The 19,413-nt window shown below is 73.3% G+C and carries 16 protein-coding genes and 1 pseudogene; 11 read left to right on the plus strand and 6 right to left on the minus strand.

Annotation, left to right across the window (positions count from 1 at the left end):
- Positions 1–65: 65 nt before the first annotated feature.
- Positions 66–878 (plus strand): hypothetical protein, encoded by an 813-nt coding sequence (locus ACZ3HQ_RS24520; RefSeq protein WP_467514044.1) that lies wholly within the window; start codon positions 66–68, stop codon positions 876–878.
- An 84-nt stretch (positions 879–962) separates the two neighbouring features.
- Here the strand turns inward: ACZ3HQ_RS24520 and ACZ3HQ_RS24525 are convergent, their stop codons facing one another.
- Complete coding sequence (locus tag ACZ3HQ_RS24525) at positions 963–1,511, minus strand: hypothetical protein (protein WP_467514046.1); 549 nt, start codon at positions 1,509–1,511, stop codon at positions 963–965.
- A gap of 159 nt (positions 1,512–1,670) precedes the next feature.
- On the opposite strand from ACZ3HQ_RS24525, the gene ACZ3HQ_RS24530 reads away from it, so the two are divergent.
- Entirely contained in the window at positions 1,671–1,958 is a 288-nt protein-coding gene (locus tag ACZ3HQ_RS24530; protein ID WP_467514047.1) for a hypothetical protein, read from the plus strand.
- 35 nt (positions 1,959–1,993) lie between these two features.
- Here ACZ3HQ_RS24530 and ACZ3HQ_RS24535 read toward each other — a convergent pair whose 3' ends face one another.
- From ACZ3HQ_RS24535 to ACZ3HQ_RS24545, 3 genes are read right to left on the minus strand one after another with little or no spacing between them, the layout of a single operon-like run.
- A complete protein-coding gene (locus ACZ3HQ_RS24535) occupies positions 1,994–3,064 on the minus strand; it encodes a prenyltransferase/squalene oxidase repeat-containing protein (protein ID WP_467514048.1) in 1,071 nt (356 codons plus the stop codon).
- On the minus strand, positions 3,061–3,810 hold the full coding sequence (locus ACZ3HQ_RS24540) for a class I SAM-dependent methyltransferase (protein ID WP_467514050.1): 750 nt from the start codon (positions 3,808–3,810) through the stop codon (positions 3,061–3,063). Before ACZ3HQ_RS24540 ends, ACZ3HQ_RS24535 begins: the two co-directional genes overlap by 4 nt.
- Entirely contained in the window at positions 3,804–5,237 is a 1,434-nt protein-coding gene (locus ACZ3HQ_RS24545; protein ID WP_467514051.1) for a glycosyltransferase family 4 protein, read from the minus strand. The genes ACZ3HQ_RS24540 and ACZ3HQ_RS24545 overlap by 7 nt, the downstream gene beginning before the upstream one ends.
- A gap of 408 nt (positions 5,238–5,645) precedes the next feature.
- Here ACZ3HQ_RS24545 and ACZ3HQ_RS24550 point away from each other — a divergent pair, with 408 nt between their 5' ends.
- The 7 genes from ACZ3HQ_RS24550 to ACZ3HQ_RS24580 all read left to right on the plus strand — a co-directional run bounded on the left by ACZ3HQ_RS24550 (position 5,646) and on the right by ACZ3HQ_RS24580 (position 12,563).
- The gene (locus ACZ3HQ_RS24550) at positions 5,646–6,857 is read left to right on the plus strand and encodes a prenyltransferase/squalene oxidase repeat-containing protein (protein ID WP_467514052.1); all 1,212 of its coding nucleotides are present in this window, start codon (positions 5,646–5,648) and stop codon (positions 6,855–6,857) included.
- The gene (locus tag ACZ3HQ_RS24555; RefSeq protein ID WP_467514054.1) at positions 6,854–7,492 is read left to right on the plus strand and encodes an SCO2322 family protein; all 639 of its coding nucleotides are present in this window, start codon (positions 6,854–6,856) and stop codon (positions 7,490–7,492) included. The genes ACZ3HQ_RS24550 and ACZ3HQ_RS24555 overlap by 4 nt, the downstream gene beginning before the upstream one ends.
- Entirely contained in the window at positions 7,485–8,609 is a 1,125-nt protein-coding gene (locus ACZ3HQ_RS24560) for an energy-coupling factor transporter transmembrane component T (RefSeq protein WP_467514055.1), read from the plus strand. Before ACZ3HQ_RS24555 ends, ACZ3HQ_RS24560 begins: the two co-directional genes overlap by 8 nt.
- The gene (locus ACZ3HQ_RS24565) at positions 8,606–10,255 is read left to right on the plus strand and encodes an ABC transporter ATP-binding protein (protein ID WP_467514056.1); all 1,650 of its coding nucleotides are present in this window, start codon (positions 8,606–8,608) and stop codon (positions 10,253–10,255) included. Before ACZ3HQ_RS24560 ends, ACZ3HQ_RS24565 begins: the two co-directional genes overlap by 4 nt.
- Positions 10,252–11,073 carry an ECF transporter S component gene (locus tag ACZ3HQ_RS24570; protein WP_467514058.1) on the plus strand — a complete coding sequence of 274 codons (822 nt, stop codon included), beginning with the start codon at positions 10,252–10,254 and terminating at the stop codon, positions 11,071–11,073. The genes ACZ3HQ_RS24565 and ACZ3HQ_RS24570 overlap by 4 nt, the downstream gene beginning before the upstream one ends.
- Positions 11,074–11,376: 303 nt before the next feature.
- Positions 11,377–11,793 (plus strand): aggregation-promoting factor C-terminal-like domain-containing protein, encoded by a 417-nt coding sequence (locus tag ACZ3HQ_RS24575; RefSeq protein WP_467514059.1) that lies wholly within the window; start codon positions 11,377–11,379, stop codon positions 11,791–11,793.
- 143 nt (positions 11,794–11,936) lie between these two features.
- Positions 11,937–12,563, plus strand: a complete 627-nt coding sequence (locus ACZ3HQ_RS24580; RefSeq protein WP_467514190.1) for a YoaK family protein — start codon at positions 11,937–11,939, stop codon at positions 12,561–12,563.
- A gap of 897 nt (positions 12,564–13,460) precedes the next feature.
- On the opposite strand, the pseudogene ACZ3HQ_RS24585 reads toward ACZ3HQ_RS24580, so the two are convergent.
- Both ACZ3HQ_RS24585 and ACZ3HQ_RS24590 read right to left on the minus strand, forming a co-directional pair.
- A pseudogene (locus ACZ3HQ_RS24585) lies at positions 13,461–14,000 on the minus strand (glycosyltransferase family 39 protein); the annotation flags it as partial.
- Between the two features lie 142 nt (positions 14,001–14,142).
- On the minus strand, positions 14,143–16,200 hold the full coding sequence (locus ACZ3HQ_RS24590) for a bifunctional glycosyltransferase 87/phosphatase PAP2 family protein (RefSeq protein ID WP_467514060.1): 2,058 nt from the start codon (positions 16,198–16,200) through the stop codon (positions 14,143–14,145).
- A gap of 309 nt (positions 16,201–16,509) precedes the next feature.
- Between ACZ3HQ_RS24590 and proP the strand changes: the two genes are divergently transcribed.
- Together proP and ACZ3HQ_RS24600 are read left to right on the plus strand one after the other, a co-directional pair.
- Complete coding sequence (gene proP / locus ACZ3HQ_RS24595) at positions 16,510–17,886, plus strand: glycine betaine/L-proline transporter ProP (protein ID WP_467514062.1); 1,377 nt, start codon at positions 16,510–16,512, stop codon at positions 17,884–17,886.
- A 130-nt stretch (positions 17,887–18,016) separates the two neighbouring features.
- Positions 18,017–18,688: an O-methyltransferase gene (locus ACZ3HQ_RS24600; RefSeq protein ID WP_467514063.1), complete on the plus strand. Its 672-nt coding sequence runs from the start codon at positions 18,017–18,019 to the stop codon at positions 18,686–18,688.
- Positions 18,689–19,413 lie beyond the last annotated feature (725 nt).

Consider the following 19,413-nt stretch of genomic DNA (forward strand, 5'->3'; position numbering starts at 1 on the left):
CACACCGGATCACGCGGACGGTACTGTCTACCGACGACGAGACGACCTACGAAGGACCTGATGAAGTGAATATCCGATCCCTCACCAGAGGCGACGGCGTGGTGATCGGAGCGGCGCTGCTGCTGCTCATCGCGTCGTTCTTCGACAACTTTTCGTACGACGACCTTGCCGGCGACGTCGACATGCCGAATCTCTGGGAGAGCGGCCCGGTCCTGCTCAGCGTCGTCCTGGCAGGTCTGATCGCCGCCGCGCTCGTCGTCACCGCCCGCGCGCTGCCGCAGCCCCGCAAGGTCGCCGGTCTCGAACTCGGCGTCTTCGGTGTGGCGTTCGCGGTGTTCGCCGCGTGGAGCGCGCTGGGCAATGTGATCGACCCGGTCGGCGGCCTGGACAACATCGCCGCCGGCTCCAAGTCGCCGAGCGCGGGTACCGGTCTGATCCTGGCGCTGGTCGCCACGCTGATCCTGGCGGGCGCCGCCGTCGCCACCCCGCTGGTCCCGGCGCTCCAGGCTCCGCTGATCCCGGCGCCCAAGCCGGCCGCCCCGCAGCCCTACGGCGCCCAGCCGCCCCAGGGGTACGGCTACCCCGGCGCCCCGGCCGCGTCCTTCGGCGGCGGTCAGCCGCAGCAGGCCCAGGCGTTCGGCCAGGGTGCTCCGGCGCCGCAGCAGCAGGCGCCGGCCGCCGACTTCTCGCCGTTCTGGTTCGCCGTGCCGGTGACCCGTCCGCTGTTCGCGGAGGACGGCTCGCCCAGCCCGGTCGCCGAACTGGCCCCCGGCACCTGGTACCTGGCGGTCGAGCAGCGCGGTGCCGCGCTGCTCGCGCAGACCCAGGACGGCCGTCGCGGTGTCCTCCAGGACACCTCGGGCATCCAGCGCGGCTGAGCTCAGCAACCGTCGTATGCGGCCCCTCGCCCCTTGCGGGCGGGGGGCCGCGGCCGTGTCAGCCCTTGGAGCTAGCCCTTGGAGCTAGCCCTTGGACAGGTCCGAGGAGGAGGGCACCTGGTCCTTGACCGGTGCGCCGGCGCTCGCACCCGCGCTCTTCACCTTGTTGATGGTGTCCTCGAAGGAACTCATCGCGTCCGTATCGCCGTTGCGCAGTTTGGACGGCAGGTTCTTCAGGTTCTCGATGCCCGCGGTGAGCGGGGCGAGCGCCTTGGTCAGGGTGGGGTCGCCCTGGGCGTTCTTCTGGGCGGCCTTGAGCCGGTTGTAGGCGAAGGCACCGGCGAGACCGGCCTTGACGAGGGCCACCTTGCGGCCGTCGGCACCCTTCCTGAAGGTGCCGGCCCGCCAGGGCTTCACGATCCACTGGTAGGTCGCCCCGGCCGCGAGGCCCGCGTTGGCGACGAACCGGGTCTTGGCGAACTTCTGGCGTTCGGCGGAGGTACTGGGGCTCGGGGAGGCCGCGGCCGGGGTCTTGGTGCTGGTCTTGTCGTCACTGCCGCAGGCGGCGGTACCGGCCAGCAGGGCGCAGCACAGGATGAGCGCCACCCAGGTGCGGCGCAGTGGAACGGGCACGCGGTCCTCCGGACGTGATTCCCCGAGCGGGTGTCTCTGCTCCGAAGCCTTGCCCGGCCTCCCGGCCGCCGCCAGCCGGGAGGCCCGTACGGGTCGCCGGGCCCGGTATCACGGGCCTGTAGCCGGTTTCAGCGGGCGTCCGGCGGCAATTCGAACACCATGTCTCGACACCACTCAGGCACCAACCAGGCCGGCCGTGTCATCGCCGTCGTAGCGGACGTGATGGCCCTCATCCTCGGTCTGTGGATCTTGATGTACCTGTTGGACGCGAACCGGGGCAACACCCTGGTCGAGTTCGTCCATGACACGGCCTCCTGGCTGGCCGGCTGGTCCCACGACCTGTTCACGTTCGACGAGGCGTGGGCCCGGGTCGTCGCCGGCTACGGACTGGCCGCCGTGGTCTACCTCTTCATCGGCCACGCCATCGCCGGCCGCCTGCACCGCTGACGCCGGGCGCCGGTCCTGAGCGGCCCCGCCTGCCCCTAGTCGCAGCAGTCGGGGTCCAGGCCGTGGGGTAGGTGCTCGGCGCCGAAGACGGCGCCGGTCGCGTCGTGGCCGCCGAGGGCGGCGACTGCGAGGAGGAGGGAGCCCGCGGTCCAACTGGTCAGTTCCTGGGGCCAGATGGCGTCGTCGTCGAAGACGTAGCCGGTCCAGTACAGCCCGGACTCGTCGTCGCGCAGGTGCTGGATGGACTGGAGGATCTCCAGCGCGCGGTCGGACTCGCCCATCGCCCAGAGGGCCAGGGCCAGTTCGCAGGACTCGCCGCCGGTGACCCAGGGGTTGGGGACGACGCAGCGCACGCCCAGGCCGGGCACGACGAAGCGGTCCCAGTCGGCCTCGATGCGCTCCTTGGCCTCGGCGCCGGTGACGGCGCCGCCGAGGACCGGGTAGTACCAGTCCATCGAGTACTGGTTCTTGTCGAGGAACCGCTCGGGGTGCCTGCGGATGGCGTGCCGCAGCGCGCCGGCGGCCAACTCCCAGTCCGGCTGGGGCTCTTCGCGCTGCTCGGCGATGGCGAGGGCGCAGCGCAGGGCGTGATGGACGGACGAGCTGCCGGTGAGCAGGGCGTCGGTCTCGGGCCGGCCGTCCGCGTCGACGCGCCAGCCGATCTGCCCGCCCGGCTGCTGGAGCCGGAGCACCCATTCGACGGCCGCGTACACGGTGGGCCACATCCGGTCCAGGAACGTGTCGTCCCCGGTGGACAGGTAGTGGTGCCAGACGCCGACGGCTATGTAGGCGACGAAGTTGGACTCGCGGGCGCGGTCGGTGATGTCGTCGTGGGCGCCGTCGGCGTAGGCGGCGTACCAGGAGCCGTCCTCGTTCTGGTGGTCGGCGAGCCAGCGGTAGGCACGCTCGGCGGCCGCGTGCTCCCCGGCCGCGTCGAGGGCCATGGCGGCCTCGGTGTGGTCCCAGGGGTCGAGGTGGTGGCCGCGGAACCAGGGGATCGCGCCGTCGGCGCGCTGCACCGCGAGGATGCCGCGTACGGTGTCGGCGGCCTGCTCGGCGGTGAGGACGCCGTTCAGTACGAGGTGGTCGGTCCGGGGCGTGGTCACGGGGCGTCCGTCCCGGCCTCGTCGAGGCGGGGCAGGTGCGGCTTGGTCGCGTAGGCGACGAAGCTCTTGCCGATCAGCGGGTTGAGCGCCTGCTCGGCCATGCGCGTGGCCAGCGGCTTCTTCATGATGTCCCAGACCAGCAGCTTGTGGTACGCCCGCACCGGCAGCGCCTTGTCGTTGTCGACGCCGAAGGCGCACTTGAGCCACCAGTACGGCGAGTGCAGCGCGTGCGCGTGGTGGGTGCCGTACGGCTTGAGGCCGGCGCCGCGCATCTTGGCGAGGAGTTCCTCGGCACGGTAGATGCGGATGTGGCCGCCCTCGACCTCGTGGTAGGCGTCGGAGAGCGCCCAGCAGACCTTCTCGGGACCGTACCGGGGCACGGTGACGGCTATCCGGCCGCCGGGCTTGAGGACGCGGACCATCTCGGCGAGGACGCCCTTGTCGTCGGGGATGTGCTCCATCACCTCGGAGATGATGACGACGTCGAAGGACTCGTCGGGGAAGGGCAGCGCGAGCGCGTCGCCCTCCATCGCGGTGGCGGTGGCGCCCTCGGGGGCCTCGCCGGCCTCCTTCATCGCCGCGAACCACTTGGCGACCTCGCGGATCTCCTCCGCGTTCTGGTCCAGGGCCACCACCCGGGCGCCGCGCCGGTAGCACTCGAAGGCGTGCCGGCCGGCCCCGCAGCCGAGGTCCAGGACACGGTCGCCGGGGGCGAGCGGGAACCGGGAGAAGTCGACGGTCAGCACGTGGCCCTGCTTTCGGAGGAGCTTTCGGAAGGTGCCGCGACGCTCGCCGCGGCGGCGACGGGACGGCCGGGGACGGCTGCGGGAAGGGGTCTGTCCGCGCGGGGACCCGTACGGGCGCGGTCGATCTCCTCGCGGTAGCGGGCCACCGTGCCCTCGGCCGCGCGGGCCCAGGTGAAGCGGGCGAGCACCCGCTCGCGGCCGGCCGCGCCGAGCCGGGCGCGCAGCTCGCGGTCGCCGAGCAGCCGGGTCAGGGCGGCGGCGAGCGCGCCCGCGTCACCGGGGGGTACGGCCAGGCAGGTCTCGCCGTCGGTGCCGGCGACCTCGGGGATCGCGCCGCCGGTGGTGGCGACCAGCGGGGTGGCGGTGGCCATGGCCTCGGCGGCGGGCAGCGAGAACCCCTCGTACAGCGAGGGCACGCAGGCGACTTCGGCGGAGCGGATCAGGTCGACCAGCTCGGCGTCGGAGATGCCCTTGACGAACTCGACGGCGTCCTCCAGCCCGTACCGCTCGATCGCCTGGGCGACCGGGCCCTGCCCGGGGCGCTTGCCGACGACGACGAGGTGGGCGTGCGGCTGTTCGGCGCGCACCTTGGCGAGGGCCTCCACCAGGAACACCAGGCCCTTGAGGGGCACGTCGGCGCTGGAGGTGGTGACGATCCGGCCCGGCACCTCGGGCACGGCCGGATTCGGCGCGAACAGGGTGGTGTCGGCGCCGATGTGGACGACGTGCACCCGGTCCTGCCGTACGCCGAGGTGGTCCACGATCTCCGCGCGGGAGCTGCCGGAGACGGTGAGGACGGAGGGCAGGCGGCGGGCGACGCGCTTCTGCATGCGGGTGAAGGCGTACCAACGGCGCACGGAGAGGCGGCGCTTGAGGTCTTCGGCGGCGTCGAGTTCGAGCTGCCGGTCGACGGTGATGGGGTGGTGGATGGTGGTGACCAGGGGGGCGCCGAGGTCACCGAGCAGGCCGTAGCCGAGCGTCTGGTTGTCGTGGACGACGTCGAACTCCCCCCTGCGGGCGCGCAGTTGGCGTCCGGCACGCAGGGAGAAGGTGAGCGGCTCGGGGAAGCCGCCGGTCCACATGGTCGCCACTTCCAGCGCGTCGACCCAGTCCCGGTACTCGCCCCTCTTGGGCGTGCGGAAGGGGTCGGGCTGGCGGTAGAGGTCGAGGCTGGGCAGCTCGGTGAGGCTCAACCGGCCCGCGTAGGCGCCGTGTTCGTCGTGCTCGTCCAGCACGGGATAGGGCTGGGAGCCGATGACCTCCACCCGGTGGCCCAGGCGGGCGAGTTCACGGGAGAGGTGGCGGACGTAGACGCCCTGGCCGCCGCAGAACGGGTTGCCCTTGTAGGTGAGGAGCGCGATACGGAGCGGTCGCCCGCCGTCGACGGCGATGCCCGGGGGAGCCGCCTGACTGGCCTCAGCGGTCACTCTGGGCCCCCTTCTGCCTGCACGGTCCCGCGAGACTACGACGGGACGACAATCCGGAACAAGTTTCAGACTTGATCATCCAAGAGGCTCTGAATCTACCGGCAGGTAGCGGCGCTGTGAGCAGTGGATCAGGTGATTCACGCCACGACCGGCGGCTTTGCGGCCCCCGGTAAAGTGGCCGGGTCGTCATACACCCGTACGGGGGAAAGCCGGTGCGATTCCGGCGCTGACCCGCAACCGTGATCCGGCGCCCCCTGGGCCCGGTGAGCCGGAACGCCCCAGCGGGAGGTTGACCGGCCAACGTGCGGGGCGCTGTGCCCCGCACGGCACCGTCGAGGCATACGGGGCCGGGCCGCCGGGGTGGTTCCCGCGCGCGTCGGCCCCTCGCAGGAGAGGCAGTCGCCGACCATGAACGTCCGCCGCAGTGCCGCGGCTCTCGCCGCCATAGGCGTGCTGGCCGCAGCCGCGCCCGCCACGGCCGCCGAAGCCGCCCCGTCCCCGAAGGCGACGGTCCCGGCCGGGCTGTTCGGCAAGGGCGACCCCACCTACGACGGCGTCTGGCGCCAGTCCCTCGCCCTGCTCGCGCAGCACACCGCCGGTGAGAAGCCCGCGGACCAGGCGGTTACGTGGCTGACCGGCCAGCAGTGCGCCGACGGCGGCTTCGCCTCCTTCCGCGCCGACACCGGCACGGCGTGCGGCGGCAAGGGCGCGCAGGCCGACACCAACAGCACGGCCGCCGCCGTCCAGGCGCTCGCCGCGCTCGGCGGGCACGACGACGTGACCGGCAAGGCCGTGAAGTGGCTGAAGGACCAGCAGAACAAGGACGGCGGCTGGGGCTACTCCCCCGGCGGCCCGAGCGACACCAACTCCACCTCCGTCGTGGTCGGCGCGCTGGCCGCCGCCGGTGAGAAGCCGACCGCGCTGCGCGGCAAGGGGAAGACCCCGGACGAGGCGCTGGCCTCGCTGGCCGTGCCCTGCGCGGCGAAGGGCGGCGGTGCGCTCGCCTTCCAGCCGGACAAGAAGGGCGAGTTGGAGGCCAACGCGGACGCCACGGCCGCCGGTGTGCTCGGCGCGCTCGGCAAGGGCTTCGTGGTGGAGCCCGGCAAGGCCCGCGACAAGGCGCCCGCCTGCGCCTCCGACGGCAAGGCGACCCCGGCCCGCCTGGCCGACAACGCCTCCGCGTATCTGATCGGCGCCGTCGGCAAGTCCGGCCACCTGATGTCCGTGATGCCCGGCGCCGAGAACCAGCCCGACTACGGCAACACCGCCGACACCGTGGTGGCGCTGGCCGCCGACGGCTGGACCGAGCAGGCGAAGAAGCCGTATGCCTGGCTGGAGAAGAACGCCGCGAAGTGGGCGGAGCAGAGCGGCCCGGCCGCCTACGCCCAGCTCATCCTGAGCGCGCACGCCATCGGCGCCGACCCCCGCCACTTCGGCGGCACCGACCTGGTCCGGAGCCTGGACAAGCTGGGCCCGGCCCCGGCGAAGCAGGCGGCCTCGGCGGAGAAGAAGGCCGGCGAGAAGTCCGGCAACAGCGTCTGGTGGATCATCGGCGTCGGCCTGGTCGCCGGCATCGGCGTCGGCTTCCTGTTCAGCGGCCGGAAGAAGAACCGCCCGTGACCTCGGTCCGCCGTGCCGCGGCCCTGCTGGTCGCGTCCTTCCTCGTGCTGGCCGCCGGAGCACAGGCGCAGGCCGCCGGATACCGGTACTGGTCCTTCTGGGACCGCTCCGGCGACGGGTGGACGTACGCCACCCAGGGCCCGGCCGCCGAGCGGCCCGACGACGGCTCGGTGCGGGGCTTCCGGTTCGCGGTCAGCGCGGACTCCTCGGACGCCGACCGGCCGCGCGGCACGGCGGACTTCGGCTCGATCTGTGCGAAGACGCCCGCGAAGGCGGGTACCAAGCGGGTCGCGCTGGTCCTGGACTTCGGCGCCAAGGCCGACGCCCCCTCCGGCGAGACCCCGCCGCCCGCGCGCACGGTGTGCGCCCGCGTCTCCCCCGACGCGAGCACCGCCGACGCCCTGGCCCAGGCGGCCAAACCCCTGCGCTACGACACCAACGCCCTGCTGTGTGCCATCGCCGGGTACCCGGCACGGGGTTGCGGGGAGCAGGTGGCGGCGGACGAGAAGCCGTCGGACAAGCGGGCCGCGCCCCAGGACGACGGCCCCTCCCTCGGCCTCCCCCTCGGGATCGGCGTCGTCGCCGTGCTCGGCGGGGCGGCGTTCTGGCAGGCGCGGCGGCGCCGGAATGCCTGACACCGGCGTCCGCGCCGCCCGTACCACCGTGCCCGTCCGCGGGCGGGCACGCTTCGAACTGCACCCCGGCGCCTGGTGGTTGTGGTCGCTGGGGCTCGGCACGGCCGCCACCCGCACCACCAACCCGCTGCTGCTCGCCCTGCTGATGGCGGTGGCGGGCTATGTGGTGGCCGTCCACCGCTCCAGCGCGCCGTGGGCCCGCTCCTACACGGCGTTCGCCAAGCTGGCCGTCGCCGTGCTGCTGATCCGGCTGGCGTTCACGGCCGTACTCGGCTCGCCGGTGCCGGGGACGCATGTGCTGTTCACGCTGCCCGAGATCCCGCTGCCCGCCTGGGCGCAGGGCATCCGGCTGGGCGGGCCGGTGTCGGCGGAGGCGCTGCTGTTCTCCGCCTACAACGGCCTGAAACTGGCCGCCCTCCTGGTCTGCGTCGGCGCCGCGAACGCCCTGGCGAGCCCGGCCAAGCTGCTCAAGTCGCTGCCGGGCGCGCTGTACGAGGCGGGGGTCGCGGTGGTGGTCGCGCTGACCTTCGCCCCGCATCTCATCGCCGACGTGCAGCGGCTGCGCGCCGCCCGCCGCCTCAGGGGCCGCCCGGACCGGGGGCTGCGGGGGCTGTTCCAGGTCGGACTGCCGGTGCTGGAGGGCGCGTTGGAGCGCTCGGTCGCGCTGGCCGCCGCGATGGACGCCCGCGGCTACGGCCGTACCGCCGAGGTGCCCGCACCGGTGCGCCGTACGACGACCGCGCTCACCCTGGGCGGACTGCTCGGGGTGTGCGCGGGCACGTACGGGCTGCTCACCGCCGAGGGCGGGGTGTACGGCATGCCGGTGCTGCTCGCCGGGGCGCTGGCGGCGCTCGCCGGGCTGCGCCTGGGCGGCCGGCGTTCGCCGCGCACCCGGTACCGCCCGGCGCCGTGGGGGGTGCGGGCGTGGCTGGTGGCGGGTTCGGGTGCGGCCGTCGCCGCGCTGCTCGCGCTGGCCGCCGTACGCGATCCGGGCGCGCTGCATCCCGGTGTCGTCCCGCTGGCCGCGCCCGCGCTGCCGCTGTGGCCGGCCGCAGCCGTGCTGCTGGGCCTGCTGCCCGTGCTCGCCGTACCCCAGGACCGCAAGGAGCCGTCGTGATCCGCTTCGAGGACGTCACCGTCACCTACGACGGGGCGGCCGAACCCACCGTGAGGGGCGTGGACTTCGAGGTGCCCGAGGGTGAACTCGTGCTGCTCGTCGGGCCGTCCGGGGTGGGCAAGTCGACGATCCTGAACGCGGTCAGCGGGCTGGTCCCGCACTTCACCGGGGGCACCCTGCGCGGCCGGGTCACGGTTGCGGGCCGGGACACCCGCACCCACAAGCCGCGCGAACTGGCCGATGTGGTCGGCACGGTGGGGCAGGACCCGCTCGCGCACTTCGTGACGGACACCGTGGAGGACGAACTCGCCTACGGAATGGAGTCGTTGGGCCTGGCTCCGGAGGTGATGCGGCGCCGGGTGGAGGAGACACTCGACCTGCTGGGCCTCGCCGGTCTGCGGGACCGTCCCCTCGCCACCCTGTCCGGCGGGCAGCGCCAGCGGGTCGCCATCGGCTCGGTGCTCACCCCGCACCCCCGCGTGCTGGTCCTGGACGAGCCGACCTCGGCGCTGGACCCGGCCGCCGCGGAGGAGGTCCTCGCGGTCCTCCAGCGCCTGGTGCACGACCTGGGCACGACGGTCCTCATGGCGGAACACCGGCTGGAGCGGGTCGTCCAGTACGCCGACCAGGTCGTGCTGCTGCCCGCGCCCGGCGCGGCCCCGGTGCTCGGTGCGCCGGCCGAGATGATGGCCGTCTCGCCGGTGATCCCGCCGGTGGTCGAGCTGGGCCGGCTGGCCGGCTGGAGCCCGCTGCCGCTGACCATCCGGGACGCGCGACGGCAGGCGGGGGCGCTGCGGGAGAGCCTGGCCGGTCTCGGGAGGGAGGCCCACGACCTCCCCCGGGCCGCCGTCCCACCGCCCCGCCGCCGTTTCCGCCGCGCCGCCCCAGCCGAACCTCAGGTCGCCGAGGTCCGGGGGCTGGCCGTGCGGCGGGGCCGGGTCGACGCGCTGCGGGGTGTCGGCCTGACCGTCGGCCCCGGCGAGACCGTCGCCCTGATGGGCCGCAACGGCGCCGGGAAGTCCACCCTGCTCGGCTCCCTGGTCGGGCTGGTCGCGCCCACCGGCGGTTCCGTCCAGGTCGGCGGGGCCGCCCCGCACCGGCTCAAGCCCGCCGAACTGGTCCGCCGCGTCGGCCTGGTGCCGCAGGAGCCGCGCGATCTGCTGTACGCCGACACGGTGGGCGCCGAGTGCGTCGCCGCCGACAAGGACGCGGAGACAGCCCCCGGCACCTGCCGGGCCCTGGTGTCCGAGCTGCTGCCGGGCATCACCGACGACACCCACCCCCGCGACCTCTCCGAGGGCCAGCGGCTCGCCCTCGCGCTAGCCGTCGTCCTGACGGCGCGCCCCCCGCTGCTCCTGCTGGACGAGCCGACGCGCGGCCTGGACTACGCGGCCAAGGCGCGCCTGGTCGCCGTACTGCGTGGTCTCGCGGCCGAGGGGCACGCCCTGGTGCTGGCCACGCACGACGTGGAGCTGGCCGCCGAGATCGCGCACCGGGTGGTGCTGCTGGCCGACGGCGAGGTGATAGCGGACGGCACCACGGCCGACATCGTGGTGTCCTCCCCCTCCTTCGCGCCCCAGGTCACCAAGATCCTGGCCCCGCAGCCCTGGCTGACGGTGTCCGAGGTACGGAAGGCGCTGGCATGACCCGTACCGCTGTCCGGGCCGTCCGGCTCGGCCCCCGTTCCGTCGCCGCGCTGGTGCTGGTCGGCGCGGTGGGGGTGGCCGCGTTCGGGTGGCCGTTCCTCGCGCCGCCGGACTCGCAGGTCAGCGCCCATGCCGAGGACGCGCCCTGGCTGTTCGCGGGGCTGTTGGTGCTGCTGGTCGCGGTGGTGGCGGCGACCATCTCGGAGTCGGGGCTCGGTCCGAAGGCCGTCGCCATGCTGGGGGTGCTCGCGGCCACCGGGGCTGCGCTGCGGCCGATCGGCGCGGGGACGGCGGGCATCGAGCCGATGTTCTTCCTGCTGGTGCTCAGCGGGCGGGTGCTCGGCCCCGGCTTCGGCTTCGTGCTCGGCTCGGTGACGATGTTCGCGTCCGCGCTGCTGACCGGCGGGGTGGGGCCGTGGATGCCGTTCCAGATGCTGGCGATGGGCTGGTTCACCATGGGCGCGGGCCTGCTGCCGGGCGCCGCTCGCCTGCGCGGTCGTGCCGAGCTGGCGCTGCTGGCCGGTTACGGCTTCCTCGCGGCCTTCGCCTACGGCACGATCATGAACCTGGCGGGGTGGCCGTTCATGGGGACCATGGCGTCGAACATCGCCTTCGACCCGCACGCCGCCGTTCCCGCCAACCTGGCCCGCTTCCTCGCCTACTGCCTGGCCACCTCCATGGGCTGGGACCTGGGCCGGGCCGTGTGCACGGTCGTCCTCACCCTGACCCTCGGCCCGGCCGTGCTGCGCGCCCTGCGCCGGGCCACTCGCCGGGCCGCCTTCGAGACGCCGGTCACCTTCGACGCGCCCGGCGCGTGAGGCACCCCATATGACCGAGGTCACCTACGACCTCGGATCGTAGACCTTTACGTCCTTTATGCACCTTCTTGCAGCGCCCCTGACCTGCGCTTTGAGAGCCAGGTCACATCAGGGGGCATACCTGGCGATCCGGCTTCAACTAGTAAAAGGGGGTATTGCGGGCGTTTCCGAAGCTTGCTTCTCTGGAGTCCGTCGCCTGGCGCCACGGTCCGCACGGATCGCGGCGCCGACGCATGCGGCCATCACGCGGAGCGTGCTGGAACGCGAACGGCGACCCGTCGTCCCCGAACGTAAGAGGTTTTCGTGTCGTTCTCCGCCATCCGCCGCATCGCTTCTCCCAAGAAGGCCGTCACCGTGGCCGCCCTGGCCGCCGGTGTCGCCGGTGTCGCGCTCGGCGCCGCCCCCGCCCAGGCCGCGACCGCCCCATCGCCGTCCTCGGCGCAGTCCGTCGCGCACAAGATGATCCCGAACGCCGCGCAGTACAACGCGTTCAGCAAGATCGTCGAGCACGAGAGCGGCTGGAACGTCTCCGCCAAGAACAGCTCTTCCGGCGCGTACGGCCTGGTGCAGGCCCTTCCGGCCTCCAAGATGTCCTCGGCCGGCTCGGACTGGAAGACCAACCCCGCCACCCAGATCAAGTGGGGCCTGGACTACATGAACTCCCGCTACGGCAGCCCCGTCCAGGCGTGGAACTTCTGGCAGGCCAACGGCTGGTACTGAGCCGTCCCCTCTTCTTTCGCTCCTTTCGCTTCCTTCGCGCACCCTCGCCACCGCTCGGCGAGGGTGCGCGCGCATGTCCGCACCCCCGTGGTCCACTGGTCCGGCCCCCGCCCGCCCGACCGGAGGACGCGATGCCGAGGACGATGCGGCTCCCGTGGGTCCTGCTCGTACTGACCGTGGTGAGCGGGCTGATCGACGCGGTCGGCTATCTGGGCCTCGGCCGCGTCTTCACCGCCAACATGACCGGCAACGTGGTCGTCCTCGGCTTCGCCGCCGTGGGCGCGCCGGGCTTCTCCGTACCCCTCACGGCCACCTCGCTCGGCTGCTTCCTCGTCGGCGCGGCTGCGGGCGGTCGGCTCACCTCCCGCGTCCGGCGCGCGACCCGGCCGACCCTCGCCGTGGAAGCGCTGCTGGTCGGCGCGGCGGCGGCCATCGCCCTGGCCTGGCCAGAGCGCCCCGGCACCCGCTACGCCCTGATCGCCCTCACCGCGCTGGCCATAGGCCTCCGCAACGCCACCGTCCGCGCCCTGGGCGTCCCCGACCTCACCACCACCGTCCTCACCATGACCCTGACCGGCCTCGCCGCCGAATCCCGGCTGGGCAGCGGCACCGCCCAGCGCTCCCCCCGCCGCACAGCCGCAGTCCTGTCGATGTTCGGAGGCGCCTGCCTGGGCGCGTGGCTGGTCCTCCACCACGGCTTGGGCATCCCCCTGCTGCTCGCGGCGCTGGCCTCGGCGGTGCTGGCGGTACTGGCACCGGAACGGGAGTGAGCGATGCCCGGCATACGGATGGGGCCCACCGACTGGGCGCCCCCTGCTGCAAGGCGCGCAGCAGCCCCCGCCCCGGACCCACCCCTGAACCGGAGCCCGGCTTGCCGGACGCGGACCGTCGCAGCCGCCCGGCCCCGCTGGGCCGGGGTCCGGCTTGCGGGCGTAGATCACCACTTGGGCGCCCCACACCCGCACCCGCTCGCACTCCTGGAAGTGTTCACTCAGCGTGCGGCGCTTGGCCGACTCCTGTGGGAACGGGTCGAGGGGCTGGTCCTCGGGGTCGGTCAGGGCGATCACGCGGGGCGTGGACAGGAGGCGGGACCGGATCGCTGCCGGGGGCAGCTCCGTGCCCTGGAGGGTGTGGGAAGCCGCCGGAGACCGGGCCAGGGCCACGTCGTCCAAGCGGGCGTACAGCGTGGGGTACGACAGCAGCCACTCGCGGCGGCGGGACGGGAGGAAGAGGACGCCGTCGCCGGGGCGGGACAGGTCCCGTACGGCCTGGGCGACCGCCACCACGTCGTCCTTGCGGCTCTCCGGGGTCCGGACCGCCAGGGAGGCGGGGAGCAGGGCGACCGCCAGCAGGCAGGCGGCGATCTTGTCGAGGTGCGCCGGTGAGCGGGCCAGCGCGACCCCGCCGAGCAGGGCCAGCCCGGCCAGGGCGTACAGGACGTACCGGTCGACGTACCACGGCTTGAGCAGTGAGCCGGTGATCAGCAGGCCGGGCGGGACGATGAGCAGGGGCAGGGCGAGGGCGGTCACCGTGCGGTCGGCCAGGGGCGGGACGCGGCTCAGCAGCAGGCCCAGCGCGGACACCGCGAGGAACGCCAGCCACATCGTCAGGCTCGGGCGGCCCAGCCAGCCGAGTTGCCGGTCGGCCTGCCGGGCGCTGACCACCGCCAGTGGAGCCACCGCGAGCAGGACCCCGGCCGCCGCCACACCCCACCTGCGCCACGGCAACCCCAGCAGCCGCAGGGTCACCGCGTGGGCGCACAGCACCAGCGCGGCGAACTCGTGCACCCAGCACACGACCGCCAGCAGCACCCCGTACCCCACCCACCAGCCGCGCGCGGTGGAGCCGAGCCCGCGCAGGAAGAGGTGGGTCGCCCAGACGACCCCGGCGGTGACGAGGGCGTACGACCGGCCCTCCTGCGCGTACTGCTGGGTCGCCGGGAAGAGGGCGAACAGCGCGCCCGCGAGGACGCCGGTCCGGGGTCCGGTGAGGCGGGAGCCCAGGGCCCCGACCCCGGCGGCGGCGAGGGCGGTGGCCAGCACCGAGGGGAGGCGCAGGGCGACAAGGCCGCCGTCCCAGAGGGCGAAGACGCCGTGCATGAGGAGGTAGTAGAGGCCGTGCACGGCGTCGATGTGGCCGAGCAGCGCGAGGAGTTCACCGAGCGGGCGGTGGGCGACCTGGTGGGTGACGGACTCGTCGCGCCACATGCTGTCGTGGCGGGTGAGGCCCCACAGCCCGAGGACGGTGGCGAGCAGGGCGGGCACGAGTACGGGCGCCGCGCTGCGCCTCTCCGGTACGCGGGACGGCGCGACCGGGCGGTCCAGGTCTCGCGTCGGGGCGTCCACCGCCTCAGCCGGAGGTGACCGACTGCGACTGCTCCTGCGGCTTGCGCGGCCCCGGCGGCCGTCCGGCCTCGCCGGAGACGGCGATCCTCCGCGACCCGGTCAGCAGGTACGTGAGGGCGAAGCCGCCGCCCACCACCAGCGCGCCCCCTACCGCGTCCAGCACCCAGTGGTTGGCGGTGGCCACGATCGCGGTGACGGTGAACAGCGGGTGCAGCAGCCCGAGCGCCTTCATCCACCAGCGCGGCGCGAGCACCGCGACGACCACCCCGCACCACAGCGACCAGCCGAAGTGCAGCGAGGGCATCGCCGCGTACTGGTTGGTGATCGCGGTCATCGCGCCGTAGTCCGGATCGGCGAGGTCCTGCGCGCCGTGCACGGTGTCCACGAAGCCGAGCCCCGGCATCAGGCGCGGCGGGGCCAGCGGGAACAGCCAGAAGCCGGTCAGCGCGAGCAGGGTGGCGAGGCCGAGGGAGGCGCGGGCCCAGCGATAGTCGGCCGGGCGGCGCCAGTAGAGGACGGCGAGCACGGTCAGCGGGACGACGAAGTGGAAGGACTCGTAGTAGAAGTCGAGGAACCCGCGCAGCCAGCCGACCTGGACGACCGCGTGGTTGACGGCGTGCTCGATGTCGATGCGCAGGAACCGCTCGGCGTCGAACACCATCCGCCCGTGGTGCTCGGCGGTCTCCCGCGCGCGTTCGTTGCTGCCCCCGGTCGCCGCGAGCCGCACCTGCGCGTAGGCGGCGTAGGTGACGCGGATGAGGAGCAGCTCCAGCAGCAGGTTGGGCCGGGTGAGCGAGCGCCGCAGGACCGGCGGCAGCGGTACGCGTCCGAACCGGGCCGGGACCTGGCGGGCGTACGAGGTGGGCAGCGGGGTGCCGTAGTACGGGGAGGTGCGGGACAGGAAGGGGACGGCGGTGGCGGCGGCCAGGGCGGCGAGGAGGACGAGGTTGTCCCGCAGCGGGTACATCACCGGCGTGTTCGGCAGCATCATCGTCGCCGGGAGGGTGGTCACCAGGACCACCGCGACCGGCCAGACGGTACGGTCGGCGGCCCGCTTCCCGACCCGGCCGACCACCGCGAGCAGCACCCAGAGGAGCTGGTGCTGCCAGGTCGTCGGGGAGACGGCGACGGCCGCGCAGCCGGTGACGGCCACGGCGAGCAGGAGCTGGCCGTCACGGGCGTAGCCCACGGCCCGGCGCAGCGCGAGGACGGTGACGGCCGCGCCGAGCAGCAGGAAGAGCGCGACCTCCAGCGGGCCGCTGAGTCCGAACCGGAGCAGGGCGCCGTGCAGCGACTGGTTGGCGAGCGCGTCGGCGCTGCCGCCGAGGCCGACGCCCGCCATGTGGTGCACCCAGTAGGTGAGGGAGTCGCCCGGCATCGCGGCCCAGGCGAGCAGGGTGCCTCCGGCGAAGGTGGCGGCGGCGGCGAGCGCGGCCCGGCGGCGGCCGGTGAACCAGAGCAGCGGGGCGAAGAGCAGCACCGTCGGCTGGAGGGCGGCGGCGAGGCCGACCAGCACGCCTGAGGCGCGTTCGCCGCGGGCGGTGAAGCAGCCCAGCAGGACGAGCAGTACCGGGATGACGCTGGTCTGGCCGAGCCAGAGCGTGTTGCGGACCGGCAGCGACACCATGAGCAGGCTGATGGCGACCGGTGCGGCCAGCAGGGCGGTACGGCGCCCGACGGGCCGGGGCAGCGCGCGGGCGGCCACCAGGCCGAGGGCGACCACCAGGAGCAGGGTGCCGAAGGTCCAGCCCCAGCCGAGGGCCTGTTCGGCGGCGCGGGTGAGCGGTTTGAGGACCAGGCCGGCGAAGGGGGTGCCGGTGAACCGGGTGGAGGCGTACAGGGAGCCGTTGACGTGCAGGACGCCCTCGGGGCCGACCCACGTCTCCAGGTCGGTGAGGCGCTGCCCGCTCGGGGTGGTGAGGACGAGGGCCATCTGCCGGGCCGCGAGGATCGCGGCGACCGCCCACAGGGCGAGCCGGGCGGCGCGCAGCCGGGCTCTGGGGCCGGCTCCGGCCGTCGTCAGGGTGTCCGCCGACCGTCCGCCGTGCTCCACGTCCACCACGCCTCGTGGCCTCCCGCCCCATCGCGTCACCGGATGTCCGTCACCCATTTGTCCGGATGACGATAGTCCGAAGGGGGTGCGGTTTCCGGTTCCAGGCGCGACATGGATCACATTTCTGGTGCGGATCATGCTCGGCAAACAGGGCAGACGTACCAGCGTAGACGCGGTTTCTTTGCAGAAAGCAACGATCCGCGCACGGGACGTAAGGGGCCGAAACTCTCCTATCGTCTCTTTTCTGCCTGACGCACGCCACCGCCGTCGTCGTCCGGCGTTGCCCGTGTCCCCGTCGAAAGGCAGGCGAGTTCCGTTTTGGCCGCCACCGCTGTCAGTCCCCGTCCGGAGTCTCTTCGGACCTCGAAGGCCCAGGCAGAGCCCACGGTCACCGACCCCGCGCTCGTCAAGCGCGCCGTCAAGGCGGCCGCACTCGGCAACGCCATGGAGTGGTTCGACTTCGGTGTCTACAGCTACATCGCCGTGACGCTGGGCAAAGTCTTCTTCCCTTCCGGGAACGCGACTGCACAGCTCCTCTCGACGTTCGGCGCCTTTGCGGCGGCCTTCCTCGTCCGTCCCCTCGGCGGTATGATCTTCGGCCCGCTGGGCGACCGGGTGGGCCGCCAGAAGATCCTCGCCGTCACGATGATCATGATGGCGGCGGGCACGTTCGCCATCGGCCTGATCCCCTCGTACGCCTCCATCGGCGTCGGCGCGCCGCTGCTGCTGCTGGCGGCCCGTCTGGTGCAGGGCTTCTCCACCGGCGGTGAGTACGCCGGTGCCTCGACCTTCATCGCCGAGTACGCCCCCGACAAGAAGCGCGGCTTCCTCGGGAGCTGGCTGGAGTTCGGCACGCTGGCCGGTTACATCGGCGGCGCGGGCCTGGTCACGCTGATGACGGCCCTGCTCTCCTCCGACGACCTGCTCTCCTGGGGCTGGCGCATCCCGTTCCTGATCGCCGGTCCGATGGGCATCATCGGCCTCTACCTGCGGATGCGCCTGGAGGAGACCCCGGCGTTCGCCGCCGAGGTCGAGAAGGCCGAGACCAACCGGCCGAAGGTGCCGCTGCGCGAGATGGTCACGGGCCAGTGGAAGTCGCTGCTGCTGTGCATGGGCCTGGTGCTGGTCTTCAACGTCACCGACTACATGCTGCTGTCGTACATGCCGAGCTTCCTCACCAGTGAGCTGAAGTACGACGAGACGTACGGTCTGCTGGTCGTCCTCGGTGTGATGGCCCTGATGATGATCGTCCAGCCCTTCGCGGGCGCCCTGACCGACCGTGTCGGCCGCCGTCCGGTGATCGCCGCGGGCTGTGCGGGCTTCCTGTTCCTGTCGATCCCGGCCCTGCTGCTGATCCGCCAGGGCAGCCTGCTCGCGGTCGCGCTCGGCATGGGCGCGCTGGGTCTGCTGCTGGTCTGTTTCACGGCCGCCATGCCGGCCGCGCTCCCGGCGCTGTTCCCGACCCGGGTCCGCTACGGCTCGCTGTCGATCGGCTTCAACGTCTCGGTGTCCCTGTTCGGCGGTACCACCCCGCTGGTGGTCACCGCGCTGATCGGGGCGACCGGGAACCTGATGATGCCCGCGTACTACATGATGGGCGCCGCCGTCATCGGTGGGTTCGCGGTATGGCGGATGAGCGAGTCCGCGGGCCGTCCGCTGCCGGGTTCGCCGCCCGCGGTGGAGGCCAAGCAGTAGGAGTCCTTCTCCGGGCGAGGTGGGCGCGGGAACCGTACGGACGGTTCCCGCGCCCATTTCCGTCTGTCCGGAGGGCACCATGGACCCTGGCAGAGGCTTTGCGCAGACACTCGGGAAAGGCAGCACACGCATGAGCGAGTCGCAGCGGTGGGACGACGTCGACCTCTACTTCACCAGCCGGCTCGCACCGGACGACGACGCCCTGCGGGCCGCGCTGCGCGACTCGGACGCGGCCGGGCTGCCGTCCATCGCGGTGACCCCCACCCAGGGCAAGTTCCTCCAGCTCCTCGCGCAGATCGCGGGCGCGCGTACGGTCCTGGAGATCGGCACGCTCGGCGGGTACAGCACCATCTGGCTGGCCCGGGGCCTGCCCGAGGACGGCCGCCTGGTCACGCTGGAGCACAGCCCGGAACACGCCGACGTGGCCGTCCGCAACATCGCTCGCGCGGGCCTGGACCGGATGGTGGACGTACGGGTGGGGCCGGCCCTGGAGTCCCTCCCCAACCTCGCCGACGAGAACCCGGCCCCCTTCGACCTGGTCTTCATCGACGCCGACAAGGCGAACAACCCGCACTACGTCGAGTGGGCCCTGCGCCTCACCCGCACCGGCAGCCTGATCATCCTCGACAACGTCGTCCGTGACGGCCAGGTGGCCGACCCCACCAGCACCGACCCCGCCGTCACCGGCACCCGCACGGCCATCGACCTCATCGCCGACCACCCCCGCCTGACGGGCACCGCCCTCCAGACAGTGGGCGGCAAGGGCTACGACGGCTTCGCCCTGGCCCGCGTGGTGAGCTGACCGCAACCCGCATGCGACAACGGCCCACCTCACTGAGCCGAGGGCACCGCAGAACCACGACGGCTTCGCCCCGCCCCAGGCGATCGACTGACCTCGGCGCGGGGACCGCCACCACCCGAGACACCCTGCGCACGGCGGCCCACCTCGCTGAGCCGAGGGCACCGCAGAACCACGACGGCTTCCCCCCGGCCCAGATGGTCGGCTGGCCTCGGCGCGGGGACCGCCACCACCCGAGACACCCAGCGCACGGCCCGGCCCACCTCACTGAGCCGAGGGCACCGCAGAACTACGACGGCTTCGCCCCGCCCCAGGTGATCGACTGACCTCGGCGCGGGACCGCCACCACCCGAGACACCCAGCCAACGGCCCGGCCGCCCCGCTGAGCCGGGGAGAGAACCGGAGGACTACGACGGCTTCGCCCCGGCCCAGATGGTCGGCTGACCTCGGCGCGGAGACCGACACCACCCGAGACACCCAGCGCACGGCGGCCCACCTCGCTGAGCCGAGGGCACCGCAGAACCACGACGGCTTCGCCCCGGCCCAGATGGTCGGCTGACCTCGGCGCGGGACCGACACCGCCCGAGACACCCAGCCAACGGCCCGGCCGCCCCGCTGAGCCGGGGGGCACCGGTCGGCTGACGGAGCGCCGATGCGCCCGGCGGCCGGCCTGGCCCCCAGGGCCGACAGCGCCGGCCCGCTGTCAGCCCCCGGGGTCCTGACGGCGG

It is taken from the genome of Streptomyces sp. NPDC018263 (genome assembly GCF_055562575.1).

Coding starts and splice junctions, on each gene's coding strand:
- ACZ3HQ_RS24530 (WP_467514047.1), top strand. CDS start 1,671: ATGTCTCGACACCACTCAGGCACCAACCAGGCCGGCCGTGTCATCGCC.
- ACZ3HQ_RS24550 (WP_467514052.1), top strand. CDS start 5,646: ATGAACGTCCGCCGCAGTGCCGCGGCTCTCGCCGCCATAGGCGTGCTG.
- ACZ3HQ_RS24560 (WP_467514055.1), top strand. CDS start 7,485: ATGCCTGACACCGGCGTCCGCGCCGCCCGTACCACCGTGCCCGTCCGC.
- ACZ3HQ_RS24570 (WP_467514058.1), top strand. CDS start 10,252: ATGACCCGTACCGCTGTCCGGGCCGTCCGGCTCGGCCCCCGTTCCGTC.
- ACZ3HQ_RS24580 (WP_467514190.1), top strand. CDS start 11,937: ATGCGGCTCCCGTGGGTCCTGCTCGTACTGACCGTGGTGAGCGGGCTG.
- ACZ3HQ_RS24600 (WP_467514063.1), top strand. CDS start 18,017: ATGAGCGAGTCGCAGCGGTGGGACGACGTCGACCTCTACTTCACCAGC.